Here is a 22,503-nt window from a genome sequence, read left to right as displayed (position 1 = left end):
CACATCGTAACTCCTGGCGATCGATGACTCGGGCAAGCTCGCCCAGACGCAGGGGCGGCTATTCTTCGCCCACCTTATTTTCAGTCTTTTGTTCAAGGGCTTGGGCCTGCATGATGAACATCGCCATCGTGGCTGCCGAGGTCTTTTTCGTGTAGCCGGTAATCATCAGCAGCAAGCCAAAACCGACGCCAAGGAGTGGCGTCCCGGTACCGGAAGCGAAGAGAGCTAGGCAGCCTACCGCCAAGCACAACACCGAAATGAAGATACCGGTTGTTTCCAAGCCATCTCCGGCCTTGCTGATTGTCTCTTGTGCGGGAACTGCATCTTTATTGGCCATGTTTCTGATGCTCTCGGAAGACCAACGGCTGACATGGATAAATATGAGCCGTATCGTAGAGCCCGACCTGTTGTTGGATGCCTTGGCCTGGTCACGTTCTTTCAAATCAGGACCATTTTCCAGACGTTTGGGCGTCGGCCATCGCGGACCGCCGCGCGGATGCGACAACCAAATTGTCTTGCGGACCGGCGGGCTCCCGGAGATTTGTCGTAGTCAGCCTCCCGTTCAGCACATGGGTAAAGCGTGGTGCCCAATCTCACCGCCCATATGCTGGACATGCATGGGAGAATGATAGGGATGACTTCCCCCAAAAACACCCCAGAGACCGTGCCTGCCGAAACTGTGCCCAGCGCAGAGGACGTGGCCGCGCGCCGTGCCGCCCAGGCAACCGCCCAAGGCGCCCAGCAAATGCGCATCTCCGAATCCCGTGCCAAGGCCGAGGGTCGCGCGCAGGTTCGCCCGACCGCCGAAGGCTGGAAGCAGGCCATGGGCGACGACGGTCGTCCGCAGCTGCAGTTCACCGCCAAGAAGCGCGTCTCGCAGCCGCCGGTCCACCTGGCCGACCTCACGCTGGCCGAACGCGCCGACAAGCTCAAGGAGATCGGTCTGCCGGCCTTCCGCGCCAAGCAGCTCTCCGTGCACTACTTCCAGCACTACACCACCGATCCCGAGCTGATGAGCGACCTTCCCAAGGACCGCCGCGCCGAGATCGCCGAGGTCATGTTCCCGAAGCTGCTCACCGAGGTGAAGCGACTGGCCACCGACGATGGCAAGACCATCAAGTTCCTTTGGCGCCTCTTCGATGGCTCGCTGGTCGAGTCGGTGCTCATGCGCTACAGCAACCGCATCACGCTGTGCATCTCCTCGCAATGCGGTTGCGGCATGAACTGCCCGTTCTGCGCCACCGGCCAGGCCGGACTGACCCGCAACATGTCCACCGCCGAAATCCTGGACCAGATCGTCCAGGCCAACCGCGTCATTGCCGAGGGCGGACTGGGCGGACAGAAGCACCCAGAAGAGCGCGTGGGCAACATTGTCTTCATGGGCATGGGCGAGCCCCTGGCCAACTACAAGCGTGTGATGAACGCCGTGCACCGCATGGTGGCCGACGTCCCCGAGGGCCTGGGCATGAGCGCCCGCGGCATCACCGTCTCCACAGTGGGCCTGGTTCCGGCGATCAACAAGCTGTCCGAAGAGGGCATCCCGGTCACCTTCGCGCTTTCGCTGCACGCGCCGGATGACGAGCTGCGCGACGAAATGATCCCTGTGAACTCGCGCTGGAAGGTCGACGAGGCACTGGATGCTGCGTTCAACTACTACGTGAAGACCGGCCGCCGCGTCTCCATCGAGTACGCGCTGATCAAGGACATGAACGACCACGGTTGGCGCGCGGACCTGTTGGCCCGCAAGCTCAACGCCCGCGGCCGCGGCTGGGTCCACGTGAACCCGATCCCGCTGAACCCGACCCCGGGCTCCGTCTGGACCGCCTCGGAGAAGGACGTCACGGCAGAGTTCATCGACCGCCTGGAATCCGCAGGCGTGCCAACCACGCTGCGCGACACCCGCGGCAAGGAAATCGACGGCGCCTGCGGCCAGCTGGCGGCAGCCGAGTAGTACACTCGTCCCTATCGGCCGGGCTTGTCTTTGAGGAAGGTTTCACATGTCTTTATCTGATCCGTTTTTCCTTGACAAGTCCGACACCGATAGCTGGAAGGCGCTCAACGCCTTCTCCCTGAAGGTCAAGGCCGCGGGCGAAGCCGCGGGCCTTGACTATCGCCTCATTGAACTGCTGAATGTACGCATTTCGCAGATCAATGGCTGCGCCTTCTGCCTGGACATGCACGTGCGCCAGGCGCTCGAAGCGGGGGAGAGCGCCCAACGCATCGCGGTGCTCCCCAACTGGCGCGAAACCACGCTCTTCAACGACGTCGAGTCGGCGGCACTTGCCGTCGCCGAGGCGACCACCACGCTTCCCGATTCCGAATCCCGCATTGCGGAGTTGGCATCCTCCCGGCTGGTGCTCTCCGACGCGCAATTCTCCGCCGTGCAGTGGGCCGCCATCGCGATGAACGCGTTCAACCGCGTCTCGATCCTCTCGCAGCACCCGGTGCGGGTGCGCAAGTACTAGTCTTTGAAGCGTTGCGTCTTCCCAGTACTTTTTCGTGGTTGACGTCGACGCAGTGGCCACGCGGGAACAAGCCGGTCTGTTTCGCTGTTTTGCTTGATAGCCGCGTAAATATCGCGGTGCCCCATGTTGAAAGGAGCGCACCGTGTCCACAAGCACAGTGCCCACCACCGAAAAAGCCGACTTTTGGTTTGACCCCATCTGCCCGTTCGCTTGGGCGACCTCGCGCTGGATTGGCGAGGTGGAAAACGTGAGGAACATTTCCGTAGATTGGCACGTCATGAGCCTGTCGGTCCTCAACGAAAACCGTGAAAACCTCCCCGAGGACTACCTCACCATGCTCGCCCAGAGTTGGGGCCCCGTGCGCGTAATCACGGCCGCCGCCGCTTCCCACGGCGCACAGGTCATCAAGCCGCTCTACGACGCCATGGGCACCGACATCCACGTCAACGGCAACAAGGACCTCGCCCTCGTCGTCACCAACGCCCTGGCCGAGGTTGGCCTGCCCGCCGAGTTGGCCGGCGCCGCCACCACCGACACCTACGACGCGGCCCTGCGTGCCAGTCATTCCGATGGCATCAACCGCGTGGGCCAGGACGTCGGCACGCCCATTGTGGCCGTCAACGGCAATGCCTTCTTTGGCCCCGTCATCACCCGAATCCCGCGCGGTGAGGAAGCAGGAAAGCTATGGGATGCCACGGTGATGCTGGCCGGGTTCCCGCATTTCTTTGAGATCAAGCGGACCCGCACCGAAGACCCGCAGTTCGACTAATCCAGGCCACCGGAACGGCCAAGGGGCCAGGTCGCAACGGGCAGCATCCCCGTTCTTGCGACCTTGGATCAGGAGTTTCCGTTGCTTGCTATGGTTCCTGCGCGGTGAACCAGGCACGGAATTCGTTCCAGCTGGCCATGCAGTGCCGTGCCAGCGTCGCCGTCCACTCGGTGTCTTCGTCGGGCCACCCGGTGCCCGGCAGCTGGAGTTCGGCGCTTGCGGCGGGTCCCAGCAGGTAGTCGCGCAGGAACTCGGCCTGCACCGCGCCGAGCTGGACGGTCCCCGAGCCCGATTCCAGGGTGAACGTGGAATCGGTGAGGTTCCTGAAGCGTTCCCCGGAGGCGATGATTTCCTGTCTGCCCAGATAGGGGGTGTTCAGGGCGACATCGGCGTCGAATGCCACGTCGAACCCGGTACGGTGGCAATCGGCAAGCGCGCGCAGTGCCTCCGGGTCCATCGTGATGACATCCTCCCCGCGCCTGTTGCCCAGTGCATCCCCTCGGTTGGAAAGCACAACGATGTCCGGCAGCTGGTCGGCCCGCCCGCGCAACACGTTCACGGCACCGTCGCGGGTGGTGAAGTGGTTCGTGGCGTCGTGGAACGACAGCGTGGTGACCTGGGCCCGGCCGCCGTTTTTAACGCGCTCGGAGGCCGTAGCAACCATGGCATTGCGGATGGAATTCCTTGTTGATTCGTAAACGCCCAGGCCGCGCTCGGCGACCGATTCAAAGGCCTTGACCATCGCCTCGAGTTCGGCGTCGGAATCCGGTACCCGCAGCAGGGGGAAGAAGGAGAAGGTGACGGGGCGGATCGTGTCCACGCCTGTCAGGTCGACCTTGTTCCAGACCCCGGCGTCGCGCACCCGGGTAAAGGCCTCGCGCAGCTGTGCCCCGAGGTTCGCCGGCCGCGGCCGGTTGGGATCGCGCAGCAGCCGCGGGTGGGGGTTCTCGACGTAGATGATGCGCGGATCCAGTTGCGCCCAGTTGCGCACGATGTGCCCGGCGGTGCGGTCCGAGTAGTCGAACTGCAGGCGCTGGGTGATGTCAGGGGCCAGGAATCCGGCGAGTTCCTCGGGCACCGCATCCCCGGCGTGCGGGCAGTTGACCAGCACGTCGGCCTCCGCAATGGCCTGCTCCAGGGTGCGGTTGCCCTTGTCCTTGAAGAAGGTGATCTCATTGGGAGTGAAGGTTTCACCGGCGGGAATGAGCACCGGTGCGCCTGGCTTGGCGGCCGCCGGCTGATCGGACTGCGACATGCGGTTCTCCTCGTGGCGATACTGTTGTTCTGAGGTGCTTCAGTGACTTGACCTGAGCCTATCGGCTGGTATGTCCGACTGGATAGCAACGGGGCAAATAATTCCGGAACCGCTGGCGGCTATCGGAACTCGCTCAGGATGGCAGGACACAATGGGATGGGGATGTCGCAAAAGCGAGGCCCATCGCTAATGAATGGAAAACAGATGAGCCAACCAGCTCCAGCGGCAGGTTTCGGGCCGGATTCGGTCTTGGGCAGGTACGCGCCGGAAAGCGTTTACTTGCTCGGAGCAGGGCGCGCAATCCTGCTTCAGTTGGCCCTGGCTCCGGTGGGCCACGGAGTGGCGCGGCATTCGAATTTCGCCACCAATCCGGTCGGGCGGCTGCACGGCACACTGACCTATGTCTACGCCCAGAGCAACGGCACCAAGGAACAACGGGCCAAGGTGCGGGAGATGGTGCATGTTGCCCACGCCCCGGTCCGCTCCCCGGTCGCCGCGGACGGATCACATCCGGCCTATTCGGCACGGGATCCGCGATTGCAATTGTGGGTCGCTGCGACGCTTTATGATTCGGCCATGCAAATCCATGAGATGGTGTTGCCGCCGATGGATAACGAAACCGCGGAAAGGCTCTATCGGGAGTACGCGGTGTTGGGCACCGAGCTGGGCATGCCGGAAGGATTCTGGCCCGCGAACCGTACGGACTTTGCGGAGTATTGGGCGCGCACGTGCGCACAGCTTGAGGTCGATCGGCCGGTACGGGAGGTGGCAACGGAACTTCTCGCGGCACAGCATGCGCCACTCTGGGTGCGAGCGTTGATGCCGATGGCCAGGTTCATGACGATCGGGTTGCTCCCCGAATCGGTGCGTTCCATGTATGGCTTCGGCTGGACCGAATGCCAACAGCGGCGCATGGAACGGGCGCTTCGGTGCGCCCGGGTTGCAGTGCGGATCATGCCGCGCCGCCTCCGGCATTTTCCGATGCACTACTACCTGCGGCGTCTGGATGGCCTGGGCGGAGCAACGACCGCCGGATGAAGGTTCGGCGCCGGCCAAGAGCAGCGCTTAAATAGGTTGGGCCCGGCAGCTGCCGGGCCCAACCCCGAAAATCGGGGAACTACTTGCAGGTGCAGCGATCGGCCACTGCAACATCGCCGAGTGCAGCTTCGATGTGCTCGCCGCAGCCTTCCCAGGTTGGCTTTGCGCAGCTTTCGCAGGTGACCTTCTTGCACATATGGTGACTCCTTGTTGAAGAAAAGAAACATTCACTCGGAATAATACCCCTGCGGGTATGGTTAGGCCATTTGGGGATTCGTTCGGAGTCCATATCCACACCTCCCGAAGGGATGAAGCATCCATGGCTTCAGTTGAACTTAATGCAGCAAACTTTGAATCGATCATCTCCGCACCGGGCACCGTGCTGGTGGATTTCTGGGCGGCATGGTGCGGCCCCTGCCGCCAGTTCGCGCCGGTGTTCGAGGCCGCCAGCGAAAAGCACGAGGACATCGTCTTCGGGAAGATCGACACCGAGGCAGAGCAGCAGCTGGCCGCCGCCGCCAACATCACCTCCATCCCGACGCTGATGGCTTTCCGCGACGGTATCCTCGTCTTCTCCCAGCCCGGCGCGCTGCCCGGCGAGGCGCTCGAGGACCTGATCGGCCAGATCCAAGGTCTGGACATGGAAGCCATCAAGAAGGACATCGCTCAGCGCGCAGACGCCTGATTCCTGCGCGATTCTTGCCTTCGTGGCCCCGACCGGTTTGTCATCCGGACGGGGCCACGGCCGTTTTGCGTGTCGCTTGTGACAGGCTGGGGAGAGCCGAAAAGAATCGACCGTTGGAGGAATCGTGCAGCGCAGTCTCAAGGTGGCCGGACGGGCCAAGGTTCCGGCCTTCGAGGTCATGAGCATTCTTCACAGGGTCGCGGCCCTGCGTGCCGCGGGGCGCGACGTGGTTTCCCTCTGTGCCGGGGAGCCGGGCGGCGGGGCGCCGTTGGCGGTGTCCAGGCGCGCCGCGGAGATCCATCTGGCCGGCACGCCGATGACGTACACGCCGGCGCTGGGCATCCTTGAACTGCGCCAGGCAATCGCCGGACACTACAAGCGTTGGTACAACATCGAGGTTCCTGCTTCCAACATCGCAATCACCACCGGCAGCTCCGGGGCCTTCATGCTGCTTTTCCTTGCGGCGTTCAACGCCGGGGACAAGGTGGCGCTGGCGCGGCCGGGCTACCCTGCGTATGCAAACATCCTGCGCACGCTCGGCGTCGAGGTCGTGGAACTGGCGGCCGGACTGGAATCCCGTTACCAGCCGAGCATCGAACTGCTTGAGGCCGCTTGGAAGGAGCACGGCCACCTTGACGGGTTGATGCTTGCCTCCCCGGCCAACCCGACGGGCACCATGGTCTCCGGGGCTGAGCTTGCCGAGCTGGCCGCGTGGTGCCGCGAGCGCGGGGTCCGGCTGATCAGCGACGAGATCTACCACGGCATCGACTATCCGGAACCGGGTTCCCAGGCCCGCCGCTCGGTCAGCGCGTGGGAGATCGACACGGACACGGTTGTGATTTCCAGCTTCTCCAAGTACTGGGGCATGACAGGGTGGCGGCTGGGCTGGGCGCTGGTTCCCGATGACCTGGTGGGCACCGTCGATGCGCTTGCAGGAAATGTCGCGCTCTGCCCGCCGGCGCCGGCCCAATACGCGGCGCTCGCGGCATTCGGGGAGGAATCCTACCGCGAGGCCGAGGCCCGGGTTGCCGAATTCTCCAGGGCGCGCGGCGCGCTCCTGGAGGCGCTGCCGCGCCTGGGCTGGGGCGAATGCGCCCCGGCCGATGGCGCCTTCTACCTCTACGCGGACCTTGGCGATGCGCTGGGATCCTTCGCTAATTCCAGTGAATACTGCGCTGCCCTGCTGGAGGCCGAGGGCGTGGCGATCGTCCCGGGCATCGACTTCGACAAGGTCGACGGGGGCCGCCGCGTGAGGTTGAGCTTCGCCGCGGGTCTTGGCCCCGTCATCGAGGCCATCGAACGGATTGTGCGTTTCCAGGCGAGGCTCTGACCAGACCAGACCAGACCAGACCAAGCCAGGCCTGGCCGGGTGCCGGGTTCGGGGGACTGGTCCGCACTGGGTGTTTCCGTGCGCGGAACCGCCGGAACTCTGTCCACAGGTTTCGTGCCGAACGGGCCGCCGCGCGCGAATCCATTCCATCCTTGAGGCACGCCAAGCCCAGGAGGAAGCGATGGAACAGTACCCCGACAAAGAACTCGAAGACGCGCTGAAGAACGTGCGGATGCTGCTGCCGTGGCGCCATGAATGTCTGGCCTGCTATGTCTTCCGCATGCTCGCCCACGGGTGCGACGGACTGAAATGGTCCAAGACCTATCGCGACATGCGCGCTCCGCGTGCCACCGCGCTGGAACGGAAGCTCCCGGAACTCGGCGGATACTGCGACTGCGAGGTCATGGCCAACGTTTTCCACCCCAACGACGCCATGTGGGAACTCGACGACCAGGGAGAGGTCGACGAGACGCGTATCCCGCAGTGCCACGGCGTCCGGCTCGGAACCATCAAACCGTGCGCATTGTGGTTCATGCGCAGCGGCATCCAGTGGGGCGGCGGAGTGTACAGGGGCGCCAGGAAGGCGTCCTAGCCTGCTTGTGCCGGAGGCTAGTCCTCCGGGTGCTTGATCTTCAGGTGCTCGCCCGGGATGCGATCGCGGTCGTAGGTGATTTCCGTGAACCCGTGAGGGGACGGTTTGCCGTCGTCGCCCATGTTCACGAAGACGATTTTTTCGATCGTGAGGATGGACTGACGGGTGATCATGTTGCGCACCTCGGCGCGCATGGTCAGCGAGGTGCGGCCGAAGGCCGTTGCCGTCAGTCCCATTTCGATCAGGTCGCCCTGTTGGGCGGAGGAGACGAAGTTGATTTCCGACATGTACTTGGTGACGGCGAAGCCGTTGCCTAGCTGGACGATCGCGTAGATCGCCGCTTCCTCATCGATCCAGCGCAGCAGGGATCCGCCAAAGAGCGTGCCGTTGGCGTTGAGGTCTTCGGGGCGGACCCATTTGCGGGTGTGAAAAGTAATATCGCCATCAGTCATGCGTCGATTCTATGGCGCGCGCGTGCCCGGCGGCGACGTCGGTGACCAGTGCGACGGACGCGAAGTGGCGCGGGCGTGCGGGCGGCCCGGAAAATTCGCTAGCCCAGGTGGTCCATGGCCTCGCACGGATTGGCGCCAGGCTGGGCGCGGTGCACCGACATCGAGAGCTTGCCCAGCAGGCCCGCCAACTGCGCGGTCTCGCCCGCATCGAGTCCGGTGAGCAGCGTCTGTTCGGCGTCTGCCACGCGCTTTTCCAGTTTTTCCAGCAGCTTGAGGCCGGTGTCGGTGGCGACGATCTTCCGTGCGCGGCGGTCTGTGGGTGCCGGGACGCGCTCGACGAGCTCCGCGGCGACGAGGTCGTCGATCAGGTAGGTCAACACCGTGCGGTCAATGCCAAGGTGTGCACCGAGGGCCTGCTGGTTTGCCGGGTCATGGTGGACCACCGTCGAGAGCATTTGGTAGCCGCGCACGGAGCAGGGCATCTCCTCGACAGCCTGCGCAAAGAGTGTCTGGTGGCCGCGCAGGATCATGCCCAGGTGCCAGGCGAGATCGCCGGGAATGAATCCGGGAAGCGGCTTGTCCTGGGATAGCGGTGTGCGCGTTGAAGTGGCCATGACACCCATCATAGCCGAAAGCATGGTGTTGCGCAGATGTTCTGTTTGGAATATAGTCTGTAGTACAGCATATATTTCTGGAGAGAAGGAACGATGGACATCGGTGCACAAGAGTTTGTGGCAACACGGGGGACCGTTGGCATTTTGGGTGCGGGCCGCGTGGGCACCGCGATTGCCCGACTGGCGGTTGCCGCCGGGTACCGGGTGAAGATCGCCACCTCCAAGCCCGCCGCCGACAATGCGTTGATCATCGAGATCGTGACCCCGGGAGCCGAAGCGGCCGACGTGCCCGAGGCGGCCGACTCCGACTTGGTGGTCGTCGCCGTCCCGCTGCACAAGTACAAGAGCGTCAGCGCCGAATCCTTGGCCGGCAAGGTGGTCATCGACGCGATGAACTACTGGTCGGTCACCGACGGCGACATCGCCGACTTCGAGGCCGACGAGCGCTCCTCCAGCGAGGTCGTCGCGGCCCACCTCGCGGCCTCGCGAATCGTGAAGTCCTTCAACCACATCGGCTACCACGAGATGGAGCCCGATGCGGCGGCGCCCGGCACCGCCGACCGCCGTGCGCTGGCCGTGGCCGGCGATGACGCGGACGCCAAGGAGCGGGTCGCCGAGTTCATCGACGCGCTCGGCTTCGACGTCGTGGACGCCGGCGACCTGGCCGCGGGCAAGGCCTACGAGCCCGGAACCGACATCTTCAACGGCCGATTGAACTCCGACGAACTTTCAACGAAGCTGCGCGGCAGCCTCGTCACCGCCTAACACGCACCCCCACACTTCCTTACCGAAAGAGAGAGCACCACATGGAAATCGGCGCCTACAGCTTTGGCGATACCCAGCGCAATGCCGATGGAACGCTGCGTTCCACGACCGAAGCGGTCCGGAACCTCTTCGAGGCGATCGTCCACGCTGACAAGTCCGGCTTGGATTACTTCGGCGTGGGCGAGCACCACACCACCACCATGCCCGCGTCCTCGCCCGGAGCCATGATCGCCGCGGCCGCCGCGGCCACCACGCGGATCAAGCTCGGCAGCGCCGCCAGCATCATCGGTACCGACGACCCGGTGCGCATCTTCCAGCAGTTTGCCACCGCCGACGCCATCTCCGGCGGCGGGCGCGTGGAAATCACCGCTGGCCGCGGCTCCTCCGTGGAGACCTTCCCGCTCTTCGGGCACAGCCTCGAGGAGTACGACGACCTGTACGCCCAAAAGCTTGACCTGCTCATGGCGATCAACAACGCCGAGACGGAGAACGTCACCTGGTCCGGCACCGTGCGCCCGGCACTGGATAACTTGGCCGTGGTGCCCCGCCCGGCCTCCGGCAGGCTGCCGATCTGGCTGGCCACCGGCGGCAACGCCAGCTCCTCCGCCCGCGCCGGCCAACTTGGCCTGCCGGTGTCCTACGGCATCATCGGCGGTGCGCCGCACCGCTTCGCCCCGCTGGCCGACCTCTACCGGCGTGCGGGCGCGGCGGCCGGGCAGTCCCCGGAGTCGCTGAAGGTTTCCGTCGGCGCCCTGGGCTTCGTGGCACCGACCAAAAAGGAAGCCATCGACCGCTTCTACCCGGGCTGGCACAACCTGAACGTGGAAATGGGCCGTTTGCGCGGCTGGCCGGCACCGGACAAGCGTGCCTACCTGGCGCAGGCCGACGCCCCCGGGGCCTACTACGTGGGCTCGCCGGACGAGGTCGCCGAACGCATCGTCCACCTTCACGGCTACCTGGGGCACATGCGCCACTTCCTGCAGATGGACATCGGCGGCATTCCGCAGGAACAGCTGCTCGAGTCGATCACGCTGCTGGCCACCGAGGTCAAGCCGCGCGTCGAGCGCCTGCTGGCGCAGAAGTAGCCTTCACGAGCTTTCACCACGCGGCATTCCCCGGAGCGGGGCCGGAACCATTGGTTCCGGCCCCGCTCCGGGTCTAACGGGAACCTGCGAAAGCCCGAAAAATCCCCGGGAAAGCCCGGCATGGATGGGTTTTGGAGTTGACCGGTCAACTTGTTGCCAAACACCCCAACCGGTGCAACGGTGTAGATATCCGGGAGCAAGCTGGTCCGGGATCGACATTGGAGGGCGTCATGGGCAACCACCACCATGAAGACGAACGCTACAAAAAGTACTACGATCGGCCGCCGCGCGGCGAAGTACCGGCCGACGAGCGGGTGCGTCAGGCCAAGGACGGCGGAACCGAACCAGTCCAGGACGGAGGCGTCCCGAAACAGGTCCCGGAGCCGGCCAAGGGCGAACCGGGGAACCGGTAAACCCCTGCCACCCCGACCATGCGCGGCCGCGACGGGCCTGCGCGCCACCTCGTTGAAAGGTTGTTGGCCATGCGGAAACTGCCGGTCTTGCGGAAACTGACGGTGCTGAACAACCTGACCCTGGACGGGGTGATGCAGGGGCCCGGGCGCCCGGACGAGGACACCCGCAACAGGTTCGGCCATGGCGGCTGGGCCCAGGCGTATGCCGACGCGGTGCTGGGGGAGTACCTGGGCCGCGGCATGGGGACCGCCCACGAACTCGTCCTGGGCCGCCGCACCTGGGAGGATTTTGCCTCGTTCTGGCCGACGCAGGAGAACAACCCGTTCACCGACCTGCTCAACACCCTTACCAAGCACGTGGCATCCCGCACGCTTCACGAACCGCTGGCGTGGGCCAACTCCCGGCTGCTGCCCGGGGACGCGGTCGACGCCGTCGCCGCTCTGCGCGCGCAACCGGGACCGGACCTGTTGTGCATGGGCAGCGGCAACCTGCTGCGCTCGCTCATGGCCGCGGGGCTGGTGGACGAATACACGCTGCTGATCCACCCGCTGGTGCTAGGCACGGGCCGCAAGTTTTTCGCCGACGGGCTGCCGCGCGCCGAGCTGAAGCTCGTCGAGGCAATCACCACCACCACGGGCGTCATCATCGCGGTGTACCGGCCGGAGGATCGGGCAGACTGACGGCCGTGCCGGTGTCCGGGGCGGTGTCCCGCGCGGGGAGGACGGAAGAATTTCCTCGGCGTCGACCAGCCCCCGGCGTAGGGTGGGTGGTGACGAGTCCCGACATCCAGTCAGACAGACAGAGAGGGTTTTGCGATGACCCAGATTGTTCCCGTCCGCCACCTCTTCGGCCCCGGCCCCTGCAACCCCTACCCCGAGGCCACCGCCGCACTCGGGCTGCCGTTGCTCGGCCACCTGGACCCCGCATTCATCGCCCGCATGGACCGAACCTGCGAGGGCCTGCGCACCCTGTGGGGAACCGAGAACAAACGCACCCTGCCGCTGAGCGGCACCGGCTCGGCCGGCATGGAGGCCTCGTTCGTGAACACTGTGAAGGCGGGCGATGTTGCGGTCATTGCCGTCAACGGCCTCTTTGGAGAGCGCATGTGCGAGGTTGCGTCGCGCGCCGGTGCCGAGGTGGTCCGCGTGGACCACGAATACGGCACCCCGGTGGATGCCCAGCGCGTTGCCGAGGCACACCCGAACCCGACGGTGATCGCCGCGGTACACGCGGAGACCAGCACGGGCGTCATCTCCGACATCGCAGCACTCGGCGCCATCAAGGGAGACGCACTGCTGATCATGGACGCGGTGACCTCCATCGGCGGCATGCCCGTGCTTGCCGACGAGTGGGGAGTCGACGTGGCCTATGCCGGCACGCAGAAGTGCATCGGCGTGGCCCCTGGTCTGGCGCCTTTCACCATTTCGGACCGGGCGTTCGAGCGCCGCGTGCAGAAACCGCAGTCCTGGTACCTGGACCTCGGATTGCTGGGCGGCTACGCCACCGGCGGGACGGGCGGCGGCCGCACCTACCACCACACCGCGCCCGTTGCGATGGTCGCCTCGCTTGAGGCGGGAATCGACCGGATCCTCGCCGAGGGACTGGACAACGTCGCGGTCCGCCACCAAGCCGCCGGCAAGGCGTTGCAGGACGGGCTCGAGGAGATGGGCCTGACACTCTTTGCCGCCGAGGGCCACCGGCTGCCCCAATTGACCACCGTGTACGTTCCGGAGGGCGTGGACTCGGACAAGGTCCGCGGCTACCTGCTGGAGCGATTCAACATCGAGATCGGCGGAGGGGTGGGCAAGTACGCCAGCACGGTGTGGCGGATCGGGCTCATGGGTCCGAACGCCAACCCGGCCTCCGTCGTGCTGCTGCTCTCCGCGCTGAAGGAAGCCATCGCCAAGGCCTGAGGCGCTTTCCCGCGGCTCCGGCCGGGGAACCGGAACGGGCATGCGGAAAACCGGCGGCCAAGCGCCGCCGGTTTTCCGCGTGTGGTGGCTCTGCGCGTGTGGGCAACTTTGTGTCGCGGTGTTGCCGCGGCGGCGTGCCGAATGACGAAATGTTGCTTGTGGAATGCGGAGGGAACCTGCGGACGGGAAATTCACGTCATGAAGCGACGCAGTGGGCAACGCCCTGACATGTGCTCGCAGGCCGCCACTGCGCGAACTTAATGTGGATCCAAATCCCACTAAGTGAACTTCCGTTCGGAGCAACGCACATGTCCCAGCAACAGATTCTTGCACCCGCGCCAATCGCGACGCCGGATACGGCAACCGCCAGTCCCCGGTTGCGCGGCAACCTCGGGGTGGCCTCCATCGTTTTCATCGTCGTGGCCGCGGCCTCGCCCCTGGGCGTCATCGGCGGCCCCGTCCCGCTGGGCATTGCGTTCGGCAACGGCTCGGGATTCCCGTTCTCCTTTGTGGTGGCCACGGTGGTGCTGTTGCTCTTCTCCGTGGGTTTCACCCAGATGACCCGGTTTGTGCCGACCGCCGGGGCGTTCTATTCCTACGTCAGCAAGGGGCTGGGCCGCGGGTTCGGCCTGGGCGCGGCCTTCGTCGCGCTGCTGGCCTACCTGGCGCTCGAGGCAGGTGTCTTCGGGCTTTTCGGCCCCGGGCTGGCAGAACTGGTGAAATCCTACGGCGGGCCGGAACTGCCTTGGTGGGCATGGGCCGCGATCGGCTTCGTCGCCGTGACGGCGCTGGGCTACAGGAACATCGCGCTCTCCGGAAAGCTGCTGGCCGTGCTGCTCATCGCCGAGGTCGCGATCGTGCTGGTGCTCGACGCCGTGGTCATCTTCTCCGGCGGCGGGCCCGAGGGTTTTGCCACCGGAATCGTGACCCCCTCCGAAATCGTCTCCGGCGCGCCGGGCATGGGCATCCTCTTTGCCATCCTGAGCTTTGTGGGCTTCGAGGCCACCGCCGTGTTCCGCGACGAGGCCAAGGACCCGGACCGCACCATTCCGCGGGCCACGTACATCTCGCTGATCTCGATCGGCGTCTTCTACACGGTCTCCAGCTGGGTGCTGATCAGCGCCAACGGCGAGAGTGGCATCGTCGCCAACGCCACCGAAAACCCGGGCACGATCCTGCAGACCACCACCCAGGCCTACCTGGGCGCCGCCGGCGGGCACATCGTCCAGCTGCTGTTTGTCACCAGCCTGTTCGCCTGCATCCTCTCCTTCCACAACATCGCCTCCCGCTACCTGTTCCAGCTGGGCGCCCGTGGCGTGCTGCCCGCGCCCCTGGGCAGCGCGCACCGGGTCCACGGCGCCCCCTCGGTGGCATCGTTGGTTGCCTCGGGAACCGTCGCCGTGCTGGTCATCGCCGCCGCGGTGCTGGGGCTTGACCCGATCGGCCAGTTCTACACGTGGCTGGGCGGAATTTCCTCGGTCGGCATCGTCCTGCTGCTGACGTTGACCTCCATTGCCGTGCTGGTCTTCTTCGGGCGCAAGGAACGCGGCGGTGCCCTGTGGCCGCGGCGGATTGCCCCGGCTCTGGGACTGGTCGGACTGTTGGCTTTCCTTGCCATCATCCTGCTGAACCTGCCGGCGCTGGTGGGGGAGAGCAGCTACGGACCGTTCTCCGTGGGTGTGCTGGTCTTGCTGGCCGCGGCCCTGCTCGCGGGCCCCGTCGTCGCCGCCTGCCGGCGCGCCGTCGTCCTTGACTAGAGGCCGCACCGCGTCCGCCTCCCAACCACAATTCGTTTCAGGAGAATCCATGAGCACCGTTCTTTCAGCCGAGACCCTGTCCGCTGCACCCCTGTCATCCGCGACCCTATGGTCCGGCCGCCACGCCGACAGCCGGGAACTGGAGCATTGGAGTGCGGTGGCACAAACCGTTGCCGCCGAGCTGGCCGCCGGCGCCCTGGAACGCGACAACAGCGGTGAAGATCCGCTGGAGGCGTTGGAGCTGCTGCGTACACACGGATTGGCGGGGCTTGTGGTCCCTGCCGTTTACGGCGGCGCCGGGGCGCACTGGGAAACCGCTTTTCGGGTCATTCGGATCCTGGCGCGGGCCGATGCCTCGGTGGCGCAGATCCTCGGGTACCACTACCTGAATTCGTCCTGCCTCGCGTTCTACGGCGCGGGCCGCGACCAGTCGGCATGGTTCCGGAGGATCGCCGAACAGGACCAGCTCTGGAGCGACGCGCTGAACCCCGTGGACCCGGACCTGGAACTGATCGCCGACGGCGCCGGCTACCGGCTGACCGGACTCAAGCGCTTTGCCACCGGGGCCTCCGCCACCGACGTCATCATCTCCGCGGCCCAGGCCAGCGGTGGCCGGCACGACGGCCGCATCGTGATCTTCGCCGTGGAGCGCGGACGTGAAGGCATCAGGTTCCCGGGCGACTGGGACCACCTGGGGCAGCGTGCCTCGGCCAGCGGCTCGGTGCGCTTCGATTCCGTGCACGTGGGCGAAAAGGACGTTGTGGGATTCGACGAGGGCACGGCGTTCTCCACGGTGGTGACCCCGGGCGTCCAGCTGCTCTTCGGCAACATCTATCTGGCTGCCGCCGAGGGCGCGCTGGAACAAGCCAGGGAGTTGACGCTGGCCAGGCGCAACTCCTGGTTCCTCTCCGGGGTGCAGACCTATGCCGAGGACCCGCTGGTGCACCGCACCTACGGCGAACTCGTGGCCAGGACCCAGGCCGTCGAGGCGCTCGCCGACAAGTTGAACCGCCGCTATGACGAGGTGATCGGCCTGGGTGAAGCGGTGACCGAGGCGGACCGTGCGCGCCTTGAGGTCGAGGTTGCCGGGCTCAAGGTGGTCTCCACGGAGGTGGCGCTCGATGTCACCAGCCGCGTGTTCGAGGTGACCGGTGCCAGTTCCACGAAGCGCTCGGTTGGACTGGACCTGTACTGGCGCAACATCCGGACCCACTCCCTGCACGACCCGGTCGACTACAAGAAGACCGAGGTCGGCTCGTACTTCCTCAACGGAACGGTGCAGCCGATTTCGCTCTACACCTAGTAGCAGTCTCGTTGGCGGGGTGTGGCCTCAGGCGGCCGATCCGCCGCCCGGATCGTGTCCGTCCGTCACGACGCTTCCCCGCCACCCTCGGAGACTCATGTGGCGGGGACGACGGCATCTTCGCGGATGAATAGCGCCGCAACGGCGCCGACGACGACCACGGCCGGCAACAGCCACAACGCCGCCTGGTAGTCGGCCAACACCGCCTCGTCGGGCAGCATCGCGCTGGGGATGGAGGTCAGGAGTCCGCCGATGATGAAGCAGACGCCGTTGACGATTGCCGATGCGCTGCCGATCAGCCGGCCGGGCACGGCCTCGGCGGCGATGGTGAATCCGAGCATGTGTGACCCGGCGAAGAATCCGATGGCGAACATCAGGATGAGGGCCGCTCCGTTGCCCTCGCGGGGCATGTAGATCACGAGGATGATTGCGAGCGCCTGGAGCAGGATGCCGTAGAAGGCGGGCCATTTCCGGCTGCGCCACTTGTCGGAAACCACGTTCACGATCGGTGCGCCGGCCGCGAGGCCCAGCCAGGCCAGCGCGGTCAGGATCGTGGCGAAGCTGGTTTCGGCACCGCGCGCTTCCATGATCCGGGGACCCCAGAGAGTGCCGACCGCGAGCATCGCACCGAATGAGGTGCCGGCGAGAATGGCGGAGAGGTCGACCTTGTAGTTCGAAAATGAGGTGCCGAGGTCGCGGAAAATCTGCCTGAACACGTTTTCGCCTTGTGCCGGGCCTGCGTCGGCGAGGGCCGGCTGCTCGGCGGGCGGGTTTCGCACGAATAGCACGAACAAGACGACAAGGATCACGCCGAAAGTCCCAAAGGCAACGAGCAGCTGCTGCCAGTTCAGGCTCGCGAGCGCTGCGAGGATCAGGGGCTGCCCGACCGCGGAACCCAGGGAAGCGAAGGTCTGCACGAGCCCGAACATGAGGCCGTACTTGGCGGCCTCGAACCACTTGCCGCCGAGGTATCCGGCGCCGACGAACCCGAACGAGGACCCGATCGCAAGCACGGATTGCGCGAGTGCGAGGGTGGCGAAGTTCGTGGTGCCGGCGTAGAGGAACGCGCCGATGGTGACCAGGGCGACCGCGATCGCCATCAGCGGCCGGCTGCCGAACCGGTCCAGGAGCGCGCCGGAGAAGAATTGCACGACCGCGAACACCCACGTGTAGATCGACGCGGCGAGACCGATTTGTGCGATGGAGAGGCCCGCCGTGACTTGGATGTCGGGCGAGACGACGGCGTAGCCGGTCTGGATTGCGAAAAGCCACACAACGAAGACGGTGGCGAGCACCCAGACCAGCCAAGCCTCGGGTCCGCCGATCTTCCGGTGCCCGACGAACCACTTGTTCGCCCCGTGTGCATATGCGGTGTGTCCTGTGGACATGATTCCCTCCCGATCTTGGTGCTTCTGTTCAGCGGTCGCGCGTGTGTGCGATTTCGCCGGCGATGTAGGTGGCCTGGACGGTGCGGTCGTCTCCCATGACGGAGAGGACGAAGAGCTGTTCTTCGAGCGAATCGACCTGGCTGCTGCGAAATGCGAGCAGGTCGGTGGCCCGGGTATCCAGCACGACCAAGTCTGCGGCCTTGCCGACCTCGATCGACCCGATGCGGTCCTGGACGCCGAGCGCCTGCGCCCCGCCAAGGGTGGCGAGGTAGAACATCTTGATCGCATCCAGCGGGTATTGGGTGAGCTGAGCCACCTTGTAGGCCTCGTTCATGGTGGCCAGCAGCGAGAAACTCGTGCCGGCCCCGATATCGGTGCCGAGCCCTACGGTCAGGTTGGATTTCGGGTTCTTGGCCTGGTGGATGTGGAACAGGCCGCTGCCCAGGAACAGGTTCGAGGTCGGGCAGTGCGACACGGCGGTGCCGGTCTCCACGCAGCGCATGCGCTCCGCGGCGGTGAGGTGCACGCCGTGGGCTAGCACGGCGCCGGGGCCGAGCAGCCCGGCATGGTCGTAGACGTCGAGGTAGCCGGCCCGGTCGGGGAACAGCGATTTCACCCAGGCGATTTCGCCGAGGTTCTCCGACACGTGCGTGTGCATCAGCACGCCGGGGTGCTCGCGCCGGAGCGCGGCAGCGGCCTCGAGTTCGGCTTCGGTGCTGGTCGGCGCGAACCGGGGGGTGACCGCGTAGAGGTTGCGGCCGGTGCCGTGCCAGCGTTCGATCAGCGCCTTGGAGTCGTCGTAACCGGTCTGGGCGGTGTCGAGGAGCCCGGACGGGGCGTTGCGGTCCATCATCACCTTGCCGCCTGCCATCAACATGTTCCGGCGGGTGGCCTCCTCAAAGAAGGCATCGACCGAGTCGGGGTACACGGCGCAGAATGTCAGGGCGGTGGTGGTGCCGTTGGCGAGCAGCTGGTCGAAGAAGATCTTCGCGACCATCGACGCGTGGACCTTGTCGGCGAACCGCTGCTCCTCGACAAACGTGTATTCGTTCAACCAGTCGATCAGTTGCGCTCCGAAAGCGGCGATGATGCCCGTCTGCACGTAGTGGATGTGGGTGTCGACGAACCCGGCGCTGATGATTGCGTGCGGGTAGTGGTCGACCGGCACCCCGTCCGGCACGGACGCAGCGAGATCGGCATAGGGGCCGACGGCGGCGATGGTTCCGTTCTCGATGAGGATAAGCCCGTCGGTGTGTTCGACCAGCACCTCGTCCTCTGCGGCGACAAAGGGGTCGCCGGTGAGGGTGACGATGTGGCCGCGGATGGCCCGGTTCGGTTCATGCATGTGAGGGTGACCCTTCTGGTTGCGGCGACAGTGGAAGGCGTGGTTCGCGAAGTGCGGCGGCGCCGAGGACACCGCACAGGATGACAACGGGCATCAACCACAGCACCGCCTGGTACGCGCCGAGGTCCGGAACCTCCGGGAGCAGCGCGCTCGGGATCGAGATGAGGAGTCCTCCAACAATGAAACAGACCCCGTTGACGATGGCGGAGGCACTGCCGATCAGGCCGCTGGTGACGGACTCGCCGGCGATGGTGAATCCGAGCATCTGCACGCCGGAGAACAACCCGACGGCGAACATCAGGCCGATCGCCGCGCCGTTGCCGGCGCTGGGCAGGTAGATCACCAGGGTGATCGCAGCGCCCTGCAGGGCCAGCGCGACAATGGCAGGCCATTTGCGGCTGTGCCACCGGTTCGAAACGATGTTCACCAGCGGCGCCCCGACCGCGAGGCCGAGCCACGCGATCGCCGTCAGCACCGTCGCGAAGGCGGCATCCAGGCCACGCGCTTGCATGAGTCGCGGACCCCACAGAGTCCCGACGGCGAGCATGGTCCCGAACGACGCCCCGGCGATCACCGCGGCAAGCACCACCCGTGTGTTCGAGAAGCAGCGGCCGAGTTCGCCAAGTATGTCGCCGACAACGTGCCCGCCGGTCTGCCCCGGCCGGTGTGGGGCGGCGTCCCGCACGAACACGATGAACAGGGCAGTGAGCAGCACCCCGAAGGTCGCGAAAGCGAGAAGGAGTTGCTGCCAGTCGAGCGCGTTGAGTGCGGCGAGGATCAGTGGCTGCCCGACGGCGGAACCAAGGGAAGCGAACGCCTGCACCAGGCCGAACATGAGGCCGTAGCGGGCTGCCGGGAACCAGGTGCCGCCGATGTAACCCGCACCCACGAACCCGAACGACGCACCGATGGCGAGCACGCATTGGGCGGTAGCAAGGGTGGCAAACGTGGTGGTGGAGGCGTAGAGGAACGCGCCGATCGTCACCAACCCCACCGCACAAGCCAGCAGCGGCCGGCTGCCGAAACGATCAAGGAGGGCGCCGGAAAAGAACTGCACGATCGCGAACACCCACGTATAGATCGACGCCGCCAACCCGACCTGCACGATCGACAGCCCGGCGGTGGCTTGGATCTCGGGCGAGACCACGGCGTACCCCGTCTGGATGGCAAACAACCACACCACGAAGGAAGTCGCCAGCACCCACACCAGCCACGCCTGCGCACCGCCAAGTTTCACCGTCGCGGAAGACCGCACTCCAGCCATCGTGCCTCCAAAAGAAAGGCCCACCGGCGCAGTACCGCGCCAATGACCAAGCTACGGTTGAGAACCAGCCGCAACATCACCCATAGCGGATGAATGCATCGCCGCAGGTGCGATGGCGGTTACGGCCCAAAGCAACTCGTGGGCGACATGGCTGCCCATGTGGCGGCACCGACCGCAGGCAAGGGTGAACGGGGCGGGCGCCGCAAGTTTTTCGACCAGGGCCGGCACCTCGGTGGGGCGGTCTTTTGCGCGCATCCGTGCCCGTGGAATTGGGTGTGGAAAACCCCTTGCGCGCGGTTTCTTCGCGAGGTAACCTACAACCAAATGGTTGTACATGAACTGAGCGAACTCGAGATCGACCGCATCTTCCAGGCCCTGGCGGATGCGACCCGGCGCGACATCATCAAGCAGGCAATGCGGCGGGAACAGTCGGTCTCCGAACTGGCGAAGCACTACCGGATGAGTTTCGCGGCCGTGCAAAAGCACGTCGCGGTACTGGAAAAGGCCTCGCTGATCACCAAGGAAAAGCGCGGAAGGGAGCAGATCGTGCACGGAAACCCGGAGATGCTGCACCGCGCGGCGCAACTGCTCGACGCCTATGAGGACATCTGGCGGCAGCGCGCGAACCGCATCGGAGAAATCCTCCTCGAACCCCGCAAAGGAACGGAATCATGACCGTCATCAGCACACATAAGGACACCGAAAACCTCACGCTCACCTTCGTCGCCGAATTCGCGGCCGACGTCGAGCGCGTCTGGCAGGTCTGGGAGGACCCGCGCCAGCTTGAACGTTGGTGGGGCCCGCCGACCTGGCCCGCCACCTTTGTCCGGCACGATTTCGTCGAAGGCGGCGAATCCCGCTACTACATGACCGGCCCGGAAGGTGAAAAGGCCCGCGGATGGTGGAAGACCACCGCGGTTCAGGCGCCCAACACCCTTGAATTCGACGACGGCTTTGCCGGCGAGGACGGGGAACCCAGCGGATTCCTCGGCACCACCCATTGCGTGGTGAAACTCGAGGGGACCGGAGCGACCACCCGGATGACCACCAGAAGCTCGTTCGAGAGCCTGGAGCAGCTTGAGGAAATGCTCAAGATGGGCATGGAGGAAGGCATGCGCGAGGCCATGGGCCAGATCGACGGGTTGCTGGCGCTCGAAGCCAATGCCTAGAAGCCGTCAAACGCACGAACCACCGTGGGCGGGAGTCGGGAATGCGACTCCCGCCCACGGTGCGTCTGTGCCGCCGTCGAACATTTTGGTCGCACCCCTCTTGTCTCTGTGGCCCCCGCTTTGAAAAACCTATCGTTTAACGATAGGTTTTGATCGCTGTTCGACACTAGGAGATCCAATGGGAAACATGACAATCCACGCGCTGCGCACGGTGCTTGCCCTGGCGCTTGCGGGGACGCTCTTTGTTCAGGTCGTGATGGTTCCGCTGCTGGCCGTGGACCTGACGGAGTTCGGCGCGGGCATCGAGGCCGTGCGCATTCCAATCATTGTCATCGCGGTCCTGGGGATCGTGGCACTTCAGGTCGTGATCGTCTGCGTGTGGCGCCTGGTGACCATGGTGCGCAGGGGCACGGTTTTTTCGCGTGCCGCCTTCCGCTTCGTGGACGTGGTGATCGGAGCGGTCACAGCCGCCGCGCTGCTGATCTTCGGGCTGGGCATCGTGCTGGCACCCGGCGAGGCGGTGGCCCCGGGCATGGTGTTGCTCATCGGCGGAACCGGCCTGCTGGTTGCCGGAATGGCATTGGTCGTTTTGGTGATGCGAAAGCTGTTGGTCCAGGCATCGGGCATGGCCGCCGAGCTCAACGAGGTGATCTGATGCCGATTGTCGTCGACATCGACGTCATGCTGGCCAAACGCAAGATGTCGGTCGGCGCTCTTGCCGACCGAATCGGGATCACCCCCGCCAACCTCGCCGTTCTCAAGAACGGGCGGGCGAAGGCCGTGCGCTTCACGACCCTTGAGGCATTGTGCGAGGTGCTCGACTGCCAGCCCGGGGACTTGCTGCGCTGGGAAGCCTGCGAACCGGAAGAAGGCAATCCGACCTAGGCGTCGCCATCGACG

25 protein-coding genes are annotated in these 22,503 nt (G+C 65.3%); 18 read left to right on the top strand and 7 right to left on the bottom strand.

From position 1 onward, the window contains the following. Positions 1–58: 58 nt before the first annotated feature. On the bottom strand, positions 59–337 hold the full coding sequence (locus JOF47_RS16170) for a hypothetical protein (RefSeq protein WP_210000254.1): 279 nt from the start codon (positions 335–337) through the stop codon (positions 59–61). 408 nt (positions 338–745) lie between these two features. Between JOF47_RS16170 and rlmN the strand changes: the two genes are divergently transcribed. The 3 genes from rlmN (at position 746) to JOF47_RS16155 (ending at position 3,234) form a co-directional block, all read left to right on the top strand. Next, positions 746–1,951, top strand: a complete 1,206-nt coding sequence (gene rlmN / locus JOF47_RS16165) for a dual-specificity RNA methyltransferase RlmN (protein ID WP_245356917.1) — start codon at positions 746–748, stop codon at positions 1,949–1,951. A 46-nt stretch (positions 1,952–1,997) separates the two neighbouring features. Beyond that, positions 1,998–2,465 carry a carboxymuconolactone decarboxylase family protein gene (locus JOF47_RS16160; protein WP_210000252.1) on the top strand — a complete coding sequence of 156 codons (468 nt, stop codon included), beginning with the start codon at positions 1,998–2,000 and terminating at the stop codon, positions 2,463–2,465. Between the two features lie 142 nt (positions 2,466–2,607). Next, positions 2,608–3,234 (top strand): mycothiol-dependent nitroreductase Rv2466c family protein, encoded by a 627-nt coding sequence (locus JOF47_RS16155; RefSeq protein ID WP_342592816.1) that lies wholly within the window; start codon positions 2,608–2,610, stop codon positions 3,232–3,234. 88 nt (positions 3,235–3,322) lie between these two features. Here JOF47_RS16155 and JOF47_RS16150 read toward each other — a convergent pair whose 3' ends face one another. Then, a complete protein-coding gene (locus JOF47_RS16150) occupies positions 3,323–4,489 on the bottom strand; it encodes an N-formylglutamate amidohydrolase (protein WP_210000251.1) in 1,167 nt (388 codons plus the stop codon). A gap of 204 nt (positions 4,490–4,693) precedes the next feature. Between JOF47_RS16150 and JOF47_RS16145 the strand changes: the two genes are divergently transcribed. The 4 genes from JOF47_RS16145 (at position 4,694) to JOF47_RS16130 (ending at position 8,134) form a co-directional block, all read left to right on the top strand. Further along, the gene (locus tag JOF47_RS16145) at positions 4,694–5,527 is read left to right on the top strand and encodes an oxygenase MpaB family protein (protein WP_210000250.1); all 834 of its coding nucleotides are present in this window, start codon (positions 4,694–4,696) and stop codon (positions 5,525–5,527) included. A gap of 319 nt (positions 5,528–5,846) precedes the next feature. Continuing rightward, a complete protein-coding gene (gene trxA / locus JOF47_RS16140; RefSeq protein ID WP_210000249.1) occupies positions 5,847–6,212 on the top strand; it encodes a thioredoxin in 366 nt (121 codons plus the stop codon). A 124-nt stretch (positions 6,213–6,336) separates the two neighbouring features. Beyond that, entirely contained in the window at positions 6,337–7,542 is a 1,206-nt protein-coding gene (locus tag JOF47_RS16135) for a pyridoxal phosphate-dependent aminotransferase (protein WP_342592815.1), read from the top strand. A 181-nt stretch (positions 7,543–7,723) separates the two neighbouring features. Further along, complete coding sequence (locus tag JOF47_RS16130; RefSeq protein WP_210000246.1) at positions 7,724–8,134, top strand: DUF2695 domain-containing protein; 411 nt, start codon at positions 7,724–7,726, stop codon at positions 8,132–8,134. A gap of 17 nt (positions 8,135–8,151) precedes the next feature. Here JOF47_RS16130 and JOF47_RS16125 read toward each other — a convergent pair whose 3' ends face one another. Continuing rightward, complete coding sequence (locus JOF47_RS16125) at positions 8,152–8,586, bottom strand: acyl-CoA thioesterase (protein WP_210000243.1); 435 nt, start codon at positions 8,584–8,586, stop codon at positions 8,152–8,154. Positions 8,587–8,684: 98 nt separating this feature from the next. Further along, positions 8,685–9,200 carry a MarR family winged helix-turn-helix transcriptional regulator gene (locus JOF47_RS16120; RefSeq protein WP_210000241.1) on the bottom strand — a complete coding sequence of 172 codons (516 nt, stop codon included), beginning with the start codon at positions 9,198–9,200 and terminating at the stop codon, positions 8,685–8,687. 93 nt (positions 9,201–9,293) lie between these two features. Between JOF47_RS16120 and JOF47_RS16115 the strand changes: the two genes are divergently transcribed. From JOF47_RS16115 to JOF47_RS16085, 7 genes are all read left to right on the top strand, one after another. Further along, positions 9,294–9,965, top strand: coding sequence for an NADPH-dependent F420 reductase (locus JOF47_RS16115; RefSeq protein WP_210000239.1), 672 nt, complete (start codon positions 9,294–9,296; stop codon positions 9,963–9,965). Positions 9,966–10,006: 41 nt separating this feature from the next. Beyond that, complete coding sequence (locus JOF47_RS16110; protein WP_210000237.1) at positions 10,007–11,050, top strand: LLM class flavin-dependent oxidoreductase; 1,044 nt, start codon at positions 10,007–10,009, stop codon at positions 11,048–11,050. 230 nt (positions 11,051–11,280) lie between these two features. Continuing rightward, positions 11,281–11,463, top strand: a complete 183-nt coding sequence (locus JOF47_RS16105; protein WP_210000234.1) for a hypothetical protein — start codon at positions 11,281–11,283, stop codon at positions 11,461–11,463. A 69-nt stretch (positions 11,464–11,532) separates the two neighbouring features. Continuing rightward, the gene (locus tag JOF47_RS16100) at positions 11,533–12,144 is read left to right on the top strand and encodes a dihydrofolate reductase family protein (protein WP_245356399.1); all 612 of its coding nucleotides are present in this window, start codon (positions 11,533–11,535) and stop codon (positions 12,142–12,144) included. 135 nt (positions 12,145–12,279) lie between these two features. Further along, positions 12,280–13,377 carry a pyridoxal-phosphate-dependent aminotransferase family protein gene (locus JOF47_RS16095; protein WP_210000232.1) on the top strand — a complete coding sequence of 366 codons (1,098 nt, stop codon included), beginning with the start codon at positions 12,280–12,282 and terminating at the stop codon, positions 13,375–13,377. Positions 13,378–13,685: 308 nt separating this feature from the next. Then, complete coding sequence (locus JOF47_RS16090) at positions 13,686–15,134, top strand: APC family permease (RefSeq protein WP_210000229.1); 1,449 nt, start codon at positions 13,686–13,688, stop codon at positions 15,132–15,134. A gap of 49 nt (positions 15,135–15,183) precedes the next feature. Beyond that, positions 15,184–16,437 carry an acyl-CoA dehydrogenase family protein gene (locus JOF47_RS16085; protein WP_210000227.1) on the top strand — a complete coding sequence of 418 codons (1,254 nt, stop codon included), beginning with the start codon at positions 15,184–15,186 and terminating at the stop codon, positions 16,435–16,437. A 95-nt stretch (positions 16,438–16,532) separates the two neighbouring features. On the opposite strand, the gene JOF47_RS16080 is transcribed toward JOF47_RS16085, so the two are convergent. From JOF47_RS16080 to JOF47_RS16070, 3 genes are read right to left on the bottom strand one after another with little or no spacing between them, the layout of a single operon-like run. After that, positions 16,533–17,825, bottom strand: coding sequence for an MFS transporter (locus JOF47_RS16080; protein WP_210000224.1), 1,293 nt, complete (start codon positions 17,823–17,825; stop codon positions 16,533–16,535). Positions 17,826–17,853: 28 nt separating this feature from the next. Further along, a complete protein-coding gene (gene guaD, locus JOF47_RS16075; RefSeq protein ID WP_210000221.1) occupies positions 17,854–19,170 on the bottom strand; it encodes a guanine deaminase in 1,317 nt (438 codons plus the stop codon). Continuing rightward, positions 19,163–20,434: an MFS transporter gene (locus JOF47_RS16070; protein ID WP_210000219.1), complete on the bottom strand. Its 1,272-nt coding sequence runs from the start codon at positions 20,432–20,434 to the stop codon at positions 19,163–19,165. The genes guaD and JOF47_RS16070 overlap by 8 nt, the downstream gene beginning before the upstream one ends. A gap of 324 nt (positions 20,435–20,758) precedes the next feature. On the opposite strand from JOF47_RS16070, the gene JOF47_RS16065 reads away from it, so the two are divergent. The 4 genes from JOF47_RS16065 to JOF47_RS16050 all read left to right on the top strand — a co-directional run bounded on the left by JOF47_RS16065 (position 20,759) and on the right by JOF47_RS16050 (position 22,488). Further along, on the top strand, positions 20,759–21,109 hold the full coding sequence (locus JOF47_RS16065; RefSeq protein WP_210001777.1) for an ArsR/SmtB family transcription factor: 351 nt from the start codon (positions 20,759–20,761) through the stop codon (positions 21,107–21,109). Continuing rightward, positions 21,106–21,603 (top strand): SRPBCC family protein, encoded by a 498-nt coding sequence (locus JOF47_RS16060; RefSeq protein WP_210000217.1) that lies wholly within the window; start codon positions 21,106–21,108, stop codon positions 21,601–21,603. Before JOF47_RS16065 ends, JOF47_RS16060 begins: the two co-directional genes overlap by 4 nt. A 178-nt stretch (positions 21,604–21,781) precedes the next feature. Beyond that, positions 21,782–22,258: a DUF2975 domain-containing protein gene (locus JOF47_RS16055; RefSeq protein WP_210000215.1), complete on the top strand. Its 477-nt coding sequence runs from the start codon at positions 21,782–21,784 to the stop codon at positions 22,256–22,258. Beyond that, on the top strand, positions 22,258–22,488 hold the full coding sequence (locus JOF47_RS16050) for a helix-turn-helix domain-containing protein (protein ID WP_210000212.1): 231 nt from the start codon (positions 22,258–22,260) through the stop codon (positions 22,486–22,488). Before JOF47_RS16055 ends, JOF47_RS16050 begins: the two co-directional genes overlap by 1 nt. Positions 22,489–22,503: the final 15 nt, after the last annotated feature.

Source organism: Paeniglutamicibacter kerguelensis (assembly GCF_017876535.1).
GTDB lineage: Bacteria > Actinomycetota > Actinomycetes > Actinomycetales > Micrococcaceae > Paeniglutamicibacter > Paeniglutamicibacter kerguelensis.
Note: the sequence above shows the minus strand (reverse complement) of the source record. Positions and strands in the feature narration are given on the sequence as shown.

Bases quoted from the DNA above. Each gene is read 5' to 3' on its own strand.
- JOF47_RS16050 (WP_210000212.1), top strand. From the start codon at position 22,258: ATGCCGATTGTCGTCGACATCGACGTCATGCTGGCCAAACGCAAGATG.
- JOF47_RS16145 (WP_210000250.1), top strand. From the start codon at position 4,694: ATGAGCCAACCAGCTCCAGCGGCAGGTTTCGGGCCGGATTCGGTCTTG.
- JOF47_RS16090 (WP_210000229.1), top strand. From the start codon at position 13,686: ATGTCCCAGCAACAGATTCTTGCACCCGCGCCAATCGCGACGCCGGAT.
- JOF47_RS16100 (WP_245356399.1), top strand. From the start codon at position 11,533: ATGCGGAAACTGCCGGTCTTGCGGAAACTGACGGTGCTGAACAACCTG.
- JOF47_RS16085 (WP_210000227.1), top strand. From the start codon at position 15,184: ATGAGCACCGTTCTTTCAGCCGAGACCCTGTCCGCTGCACCCCTGTCA.
- trxA (WP_210000249.1), top strand. From the start codon at position 5,847: ATGGCTTCAGTTGAACTTAATGCAGCAAACTTTGAATCGATCATCTCC.
- JOF47_RS16060 (WP_210000217.1), top strand. From the start codon at position 21,106: ATGACCGTCATCAGCACACATAAGGACACCGAAAACCTCACGCTCACC.
- JOF47_RS16115 (WP_210000239.1), top strand. From the start codon at position 9,294: ATGGACATCGGTGCACAAGAGTTTGTGGCAACACGGGGGACCGTTGGC.
- JOF47_RS16110 (WP_210000237.1), top strand. From the start codon at position 10,007: ATGGAAATCGGCGCCTACAGCTTTGGCGATACCCAGCGCAATGCCGAT.
- JOF47_RS16055 (WP_210000215.1), top strand. From the start codon at position 21,782: ATGGGAAACATGACAATCCACGCGCTGCGCACGGTGCTTGCCCTGGCG.
- JOF47_RS16150 (WP_210000251.1), bottom strand. From the start codon at position 4,489: ATGTCGCAGTCCGATCAGCCGGCGGCCGCCAAGCCAGGCGCACCGGTG.
- guaD (WP_210000221.1), bottom strand. From the start codon at position 19,170: ATGCATGAACCGAACCGGGCCATCCGCGGCCACATCGTCACCCTCACC.
- JOF47_RS16130 (WP_210000246.1), top strand. From the start codon at position 7,724: ATGGAACAGTACCCCGACAAAGAACTCGAAGACGCGCTGAAGAACGTG.
- rlmN (WP_245356917.1), top strand. From the start codon at position 746: ATGCGCATCTCCGAATCCCGTGCCAAGGCCGAGGGTCGCGCGCAGGTT.
- JOF47_RS16125 (WP_210000243.1), bottom strand. From the start codon at position 8,586: ATGACTGATGGCGATATTACTTTTCACACCCGCAAATGGGTCCGCCCC.
- JOF47_RS16065 (WP_210001777.1), top strand. From the start codon at position 20,759: ATGGTTGTACATGAACTGAGCGAACTCGAGATCGACCGCATCTTCCAG.
- JOF47_RS16120 (WP_210000241.1), bottom strand. From the start codon at position 9,200: ATGGCCACTTCAACGCGCACACCGCTATCCCAGGACAAGCCGCTTCCC.
- JOF47_RS16070 (WP_210000219.1), bottom strand. From the start codon at position 20,434: ATGGCTGGAGTGCGGTCTTCCGCGACGGTGAAACTTGGCGGTGCGCAG.
- JOF47_RS16105 (WP_210000234.1), top strand. From the start codon at position 11,281: ATGGGCAACCACCACCATGAAGACGAACGCTACAAAAAGTACTACGAT.
- JOF47_RS16080 (WP_210000224.1), bottom strand. From the start codon at position 17,825: ATGTCCACAGGACACACCGCATATGCACACGGGGCGAACAAGTGGTTC.
- JOF47_RS16095 (WP_210000232.1), top strand. From the start codon at position 12,280: ATGACCCAGATTGTTCCCGTCCGCCACCTCTTCGGCCCCGGCCCCTGC.
- JOF47_RS16170 (WP_210000254.1), bottom strand. From the start codon at position 337: ATGGCCAATAAAGATGCAGTTCCCGCACAAGAGACAATCAGCAAGGCC.
- JOF47_RS16160 (WP_210000252.1), top strand. From the start codon at position 1,998: ATGTCTTTATCTGATCCGTTTTTCCTTGACAAGTCCGACACCGATAGC.